Raw genomic sequence first — 6201 nt, 5'->3', positions numbered from 1 at the left:
CGACTGGATGGTGCGCTGGCGCAGTTCCACCACCGAGTAGCCATAGAAAAGCGCCGCTGCGTCGTTAGCGTCGATGATCGCCCCGCTGTCGGGGTCGATCCACAGCATGGGCAGGCCCTGATGCCGATACACCTCGCCAAATGGCAGCTGATCGGCCGGCGAGGCCGTGGCTGCCTGTGCCAACGTCGCCGGGCCACAGCTCCACAGCCCTGCTGCACCCGCCAGCGCCAGCATGGCCGCCACTGCCGCTGTGGCGAATCGCCGCACCCGCGTGCCCGCCGCAGGGCAACCGGGGCTGGCCTTCACTCGCTGGGTGTCTTGCAGGTGTTGATGCCGAAGATGGCGTAGGGCGGGCACCAGCCGATCAGGCCCGTGGCCAACGGCACAATGCCAACGTAGCCCCACATGCCGATGGTACCGGTGGCTGCGGCAGCGATCAGCGCAATGCCAATGACGATGCGAATGGCGCGGTCGATGGTGCCGACGTTACGAGTCATGGAAAAACCTCCTTGCGATGTTTGAGGGGGAACGTCAATACTCTGAATGTACGACGAAAGACCGGTGTTGTCGATGGCCGTTGCGCCATGGGTAGACAGGGGCCGCTGGCGATGCGGCAGCGGCGACGAGGCGCCCTGTGTCCGGGGGATGCGGGCCGATCCAGCATGATCGCAGTGAACGTGGGACAATTCGCATGGGAACGTAACCAGGGCCGCGCCCGGCGAGGGTGGCGGCCTGCTGTCGCTGGAGCGCGCGGTTCATGCTGTACCCACAGGAATTCGATGTCATCGTCGTCGGTGGCGGCCACGCCGGCACCGAGGCTGCCCTGGCGGCGGCCCGCATGGGCTGTCGCACGCTGTTGCTGACCCACAACATCGAGACGCTGGGCCAGATGAGCTGCAACCCCAGCATCGGCGGCATCGGCAAGGGGCACTTGGTCAAGGAGGTCGATGCGCTGGGCGGGGCCATGGCGCTGGCCACCGATGAGGCGGGCATTCAGTTTCGCATCCTCAACGCCAGCAAGGGCCCGGCGGTGCGCGCCACGCGCGCCCAGGCCGACCGCAAGCTCTACAAGGCCGCCATCCGGCGCCGGCTGGAAAATCAGCCTAACCTGTGGCTGTTCCAGCAGGCGGTCGACGACCTGATGCTGGAGGGCGACCGGGTGGTGGGCGCGGTGACGCAGATCGGCATCCGCTTTCGCGCGCGCGCGGTGGTGCTGACGGCGGGCACCTTCTTGGACGGGCGGATCCACGTCGGGCTGGAGCACTACAGCGCCGGCCGCGCGGGCGATCCGCCGGCGATCCGGCTGTCGGCGCGGCTCAAGGAGCTCAAGCTGCCGCAGGGGCGGCTGAAGACCGGCACGCCGCCGCGGCTGGATGGTCGCACCATCGACTGGTCGCGCTGCACAGTGCAGCCGGGCGACGGCATGCCGGGGTCCGACACCGAGGGCCAAGCGGTGCCGGTGTTCAGTTTTCTGGGGCGACCCGAGATGCACCCCGCCCAAGTGCCGTGCTGGGTGACGCACACTAACGCGCGCACCCACGACATCATCCGCAGCGGCTTCGACCGCAGTCCGATGTTCACCGGCAAGATCGAGGGCGTGGGTCCACGCTACTGCCCCAGCGTCGAGGACAAGATCAACCGCTTTGCCGACAAGGATAGTCACCAGATCTTTCTGGAGCCGGAGGGGCTGGACACGCACGAGGTGTACCCCAACGGCATTTCGACCAGTTTGCCATTCGACATTCAGTATGCGATGGTTCGGTCGATAGCCGGGCTGGAAAACGTCCACATCCTGCGCCCGGGCTACGCCATCGAGTACGACTACTTCGACCCGCGCGCGCTGCGCTCGACCTTCGAAACCAAAGCCATTCGGGGGTTGTTTTTTGCCGGTCAGATCAACGGCACCACGGGGTATGAGGAGGCGGCGGCGCAGGGGCTGTATGCGGGCATCAACGCGGCGCTGCAGGTGCTGGGGCGCGAACCGTGGGTGCCGCGGCGCGACGAGGCGTACCTGGGCGTGCTGGTGGACGACCTGATCACTAAGGGCGTGACCGAGCCCTATCGGATGTTTACCAGCCGCGCCGAATACCGCCTGCAGCTGCGCGAGGACAACGCCGACCTGCGACTGACCGAGACCGGGCGCCGCCTGGGACTGGTGGACGACGCGCGCTGGGATGCTTTCTGCCGCAAGCGTGACGCGGTTTTACGTGAAACCGAGCGGCTGAAGTCTACCTGGGTCAATCCGCGCGTTGTCTCGGCTGCCGAGGCCCAGCGCGTTCTGGGAAAGGCCATCGAGCATGAGTACAACTTGTTTGACCTGTTGCGCCGACCTGGCGTCAGTTATGCGGCGCTGATGTCGCTGGAAGGCGGGCGTTGGGCTGGCGCTGAGGTTTCACGTGAAACGTTGGGTGACCTGTATGCGCCCGTGGTGGAGCAGGTGGAGATCGGCGCCAAGTACGCCGGCTACATCGAGCGCCAACGCGACGAGGTCGAGCGCGCGGCGGCCTACGAGCATCTGAAGCTGCCGCCCGATTTGGACTACATGCAGGTGGCAGCGTTGAGCATCGAGGTGCGCCAGAAGCTGCAGCAGCACCGCCCGGAAACGCTGGGGCAGGCAGCACGCATATCCGGCGTCACCCCAGCGGCGATCTCGCTGCTGCTGATTCATCTGAAGCGCGGGCGCTTCAGGGGCTTCGGCGGCCCGGACAGCGAAGCAGCGCAGGGCGCTGCCGACGAGGCACGCGTCGCATGACGGCGGCTGCGCTCGAAGCGGCGCTGCGGCACGGGCTCGCCGAGCTGGGTCTGAGCCTGCCCGATGGCGCCGAGCGCCAGCTGCTGGCCTATCTGGACGCTCTGGGCCGCTGGAACCGGGTCTACAACCTGACGGCCGTGCGCGAGCCGTTGGACATGCTGACACACCATCTGCTCGACAGCCTGGCGGTGGTGGTGCCGCTGCGCCGCCAGCTTGGCCTGCCGGCGCAGCCCGTGGCGTCGGCGCAGGATTCGGTGCCGGGCGTGCGTGTGCTCGACGTTGGGTCTGGCGGCGGTCTGCCCGGGGTCGTGCTGGCCATGGCTTGTCCCGATCTTGCGGTGACGTGTGTCGATGCCGTGGCCAAGAAGGCGGCCTTCATCGGGCAGGTGGCGGCGACGTTGCGCCTGCCCAATTTGCGTGGCGTGCATGCGCGCGTCGAGTCGCTGCCCGGGCCGTATGACGTAATCTGCGCCCGCGCCTTTGCCGCGCTGGCCGACTTCGCGGCCTGCACGCGCGCCGCGCTGGCGCCGCAGGGCGTCTGGCTGGCAATGAAGGGGCGCATGCCGCACGACGAAATCGCCGCGCTGCCGGCCACGGTCGAGGTGTTTCACGTGGAACATCTGGTGGTGCCGGGGCTGGATGCCAAGCGTTGCCTGGTGTGGATGCGGCCTGCCCGCGCCGAATCCCCGTAAACTCGACGCGTCCACAACCCTCAGCGCGAAGGTGACTCGACCAATGACTGATGCAGCGATTTCGTGCGTTCTGTCGGTGTCCGCTGCTGCGATGGCGGCGCTGTCCGCCGCGCCCGGGAGTGCGCCGCGGGGCAGGGGTGGCTGACGATGGCGCGCGTGTTCTGCATCGCCAACCAGAAGGGTGGGGTCGGCAAGACGACCACCACGGTCAACCTGGCCGCGGGACTGGCCCAGATAGGACAGCGCGTACTGATGGTCGATCTGGACCCGCAGGGCAACGCCACCATGGGCTCGGGGGTGGACAAGCGCACGCTCAGCCCGACGGTATACGAGGTGTTGTTGGGCAGCGCTGCAGTGCGGGAGGCGGCGCGCCACAGCGATGCCGCCGGCTACGACGTGCTGGGCGCCAACCGCGAGCTGGCCGGGGCCGAGGTGGAGCTGGTGACCTTGCCGCGGCGCGAGCACCGGCTGCGCGAGGCGCTGGCTGCCGTGCAGGGCGACTACGACTTCGTGCTGATCGACTGTCCGCCGTCGCTGAGCTTGCTCACCCTCAACGGCCTGTGTGCCGCGCACGGCGTCATCGTGCCGATGCAGTGCGAGTACTTTGCCCTCGAAGGACTGTCGGATCTGGTCAACAGCATCAAACAGGTGCACGCTAACCTGAACCGCGACCTGAAGCTCATTGGTTTGCTGCGCGTGATGTTCGATGCGCGCATCACGCTGCAGCAGCAGGTCAGCGAACAGCTCAAGGGGCACTTTGGCGACAAGGTGTTCGACACCGTCATTCCGCGCAATGTGCGTCTGGCGGAGGCTCCGAGTTACGGGCTGCCGGGTGTGGTGTTTGACCCGGCGGCGCGTGGCGCCAAAGCCTTTGTCGATTTCGCGCGCGAGATGGTGGCGCGCGTCGAGCGCCTGTGAGTGAAGGGGGCAGCGCTGGCGTGGCTCAACCATCCCGGCAAGTCGGGCTGGGACCGGCCTGCTGCGCGCCGTTGGGGTGTTTGCGGCGGCAGGCCAGCCCGTATGCGGCCCCTCCCGCTGTGGGCGTCTTCGCGCGCCGATCGCCCCTGCCTGAAAGCCCCAGCTGAGGGTGGTAATGTTCCCTAGGGGCGAGCGGCGGGGCACGGCAGCCCCATCGTGAACTTTTTTGACGGTAACGGATGATGGTCAACAAGAAACCCAAAGGACTGGGCCGCGGCCTGGAAGCCTTGCTGGGCCCGGCGGTGGACGCCGACCCCGGCGCCGAGGCCCCGCGCCAACTGCCGCTGAGCGACATCGTGCCTGGCGCCTACCAGCCACGCACCCGCATGGACGAGGGTGCGCTGTACGAGCTGGCCGAAAGCATCCGCGCCCAAGGCGTGATGCAGCCGGTCTTGGTGCGCCGCCTGGCCGACGACGTGGGCGAGCAGCGGCTGGCGGCGTGGCACGCCAGCGCTGCCGGAGCCCCGTTTGCCCCGCACACACCGCGTGCTGCGCGCCCGGTGTACGAGATCATTGCTGGCGAGCGGCGTTTCCGCGCGGCACGGCTGGCCGGGCTAGACGAGATCCCGGTGCTGGTGCGCGAAGTGCCCGATGAGGCCGCCGCCGCGATGGCCCTGATCGAAAATATCCAGCGCGAGGACCTCAACCCCCTGGAGGAGGCCCAGGGGCTGCAACGGTTGATCACCGAATTCGGCCTGACCCACGAGCAGGCAGCGCAGGCGGTGGGTCGATCGCGCAGCGCCGTGACCAACCTGTTGCGCTTGCTGCAGTTGGCCGAACCGGTGCAGACCATGCTGTTGGCCGGCGATCTGGATATGGGCCATGCGCGCACACTGCTCAGCCTGGACCGCGCGGTGCAAATCACTGCCGCGCACCAAATCGCGGCCAAGGGGTTGTCGGTGCGCGAAGCCGAAGCGCTGGCCAAGCGGTTGGCGAAGGAGTTTACGCTGACGCCACCGCGCCCCAAAACCGAAAAACCGCGCGATGTGCGGCGCGTGGAAGAAGAGCTGTCCGAGCTGCTGGCCGCCGAGGTGGAGGTGCGCATCAAAAAACGCATCAAGCGGCACGGGCGCGTGCTCGAGCAGGGCGAGCTGGCCATCGCCTTCGGCTCGCTCGACGAACTCAACGGGCTGATCGAGCGCTTGCGCACGCTGCAGGCATGAAGTCACTGCGCCCGGCGCCGTACCCGGAACCCGACCGCTGGCCGCTGCCTGCGCTGCTGTTGTGGCTGATGGCGTGGGGCGGCTACGTGGGGTTGCGGGTGGGCCTTCAGCGGCCGGTGGCCGAAGCGTTCGGCATCACCGCGCTGCTGGCGCTGCTGTGGGCGGTGCGGCGGGGTTCGACGCCCGTGCGCCGCATGGTCATGGCGCTAGGATTTCCGTTGTCGTGGGTGCTGGCGGCCGGCATCGTGCCGCTGCCACCGGCGTGGGCGTGGGCGCTGTTGCTGGCCGCGGCGTTGCTGCTGTATCCGTGGCGCGCGTGGCGTGATGCGCCCTTGTACCCCACGCCACCCGGCGCTTTCGACGGTCTGCGGGAGCGGCTGTGGCTGCCGCCGCGCGCGCGCGTGCTCGACGCAGGCTGCGGGGCCGGTGATGGTCTGCGGGCGCTGGAGCGCGCCTTCCCAGACGCCGAACTCACCGGCATCGAACGCTCCTGGATCTTGGCCGCGCTGGCGCGCCTGCGCGCACCGCATGCCCGGGTGCGCGTGGGCGATTTTTGGCGCGCCGACTGGAGTGCGTTCGACGCCGTGTACCTGTTCCAGCGCCCGGAAACCATGCC

6 protein-coding genes are annotated in these 6201 nt (G+C 68.2%); 5 read left to right on the top strand and 1 reads right to left on the bottom strand.

What is annotated here, in order from left to right:
* Positions 1 to 302: 302 nt before the first annotated feature.
* Positions 303 to 497 (bottom strand): YgaP family membrane protein, encoded by a 195-nt coding sequence (locus V7Z54_RS09275; RefSeq protein ID WP_334136059.1) that lies wholly within the window; start codon positions 495 to 497, stop codon positions 303 to 305.
* 260 nt (positions 498 to 757) lie between these two features.
* On the opposite strand from V7Z54_RS09275, the gene mnmG reads away from it, so the two are divergent.
* From mnmG to V7Z54_RS09250, 5 genes are all read left to right on the top strand, one after another.
* Positions 758 to 2752: a tRNA uridine-5-carboxymethylaminomethyl(34) synthesis enzyme MnmG gene (gene mnmG / locus V7Z54_RS09270; protein WP_334136057.1), complete on the top strand. Its 1995-nt coding sequence runs from the start codon at positions 758 to 760 to the stop codon at positions 2750 to 2752.
* Complete coding sequence (gene rsmG, locus V7Z54_RS09265) at positions 2749 to 3444, top strand: 16S rRNA (guanine(527)-N(7))-methyltransferase RsmG (protein WP_334136055.1); 696 nt, start codon at positions 2749 to 2751, stop codon at positions 3442 to 3444. Before mnmG ends, rsmG begins: the two co-directional genes overlap by 4 nt.
* Positions 3445 to 3591: 147 nt before the next feature.
* Positions 3592 to 4362 carry a ParA family protein gene (locus tag V7Z54_RS09260; protein ID WP_334136053.1) on the top strand — a complete coding sequence of 257 codons (771 nt, stop codon included), beginning with the start codon at positions 3592 to 3594 and terminating at the stop codon, positions 4360 to 4362.
* Positions 4363 to 4604: 242 nt separating this feature from the next.
* Positions 4605 to 5585, top strand: coding sequence for a ParB/RepB/Spo0J family partition protein (locus V7Z54_RS09255; RefSeq protein ID WP_334136060.1), 981 nt, complete (start codon positions 4605 to 4607; stop codon positions 5583 to 5585).
* The coding region (locus V7Z54_RS09250) for a class I SAM-dependent methyltransferase (RefSeq protein ID WP_334136051.1) at positions 5582 to 6201 on the top strand (620 nt) is incomplete at its 3' end. The genes V7Z54_RS09255 and V7Z54_RS09250, both read left to right, overlap by 4 nt.

Origin of the sequence: Tepidimonas sp., assembly GCF_036824975.1 — a bacterium.
Classification (GTDB): Bacteria; Pseudomonadota; Gammaproteobacteria; order Burkholderiales; family Burkholderiaceae_C; genus Tepidimonas.
The sequence above is the reverse complement of the archived record's forward strand: the minus strand, read 5'-3'. Positions and strand labels throughout refer to the sequence as shown.